The sequence below is a fragment of the Holdemanella sp. DFI.5.55 genome, assembly GCF_020593575.1.
In the GTDB taxonomy this organism is placed as follows: domain Bacteria; phylum Bacillota_I; class Bacilli_A; order Erysipelotrichales; family Erysipelotrichaceae; genus Holdemanella; species Holdemanella hominis.
Map to the genome: position 1 here is coordinate 1 of NZ_JAJDMK010000384.1, position 234 is coordinate 234.

Below are 234 nucleotides of genomic sequence, written 5' to 3' on the forward strand. Positions count from 1 at the left end.
TGCTGAATCAGCTACGGCTGCTGCATCCAGCGTCAGCGCTGATAGTTCCAACAATGCGGTTCAAAGCGCGGCTGCCACTCAGACCAGTGATGCTGCATCCAGTGCCAGCCAAGTAGCCGCCGCAACTACAACTTTAGCGGCTGCCAATACCGACACTGCCAGCAATCAGGTCGACTTGAGCTCGCTTTACTTCAGCAGTAATGCCAAGTCGCAAAACTTCATCGAAAGTGTAGC

Annotated in this window: 1 protein-coding gene; it reads left to right on the top strand. The window is 53.8% G+C overall.

What is annotated here, in order from left to right; all coding sequences use genetic code 11:
• The coding region (locus LJE08_RS14520; RefSeq protein ID WP_227403653.1) for a hypothetical protein at positions 1–234 on the top strand (234 nt) is incomplete at both ends.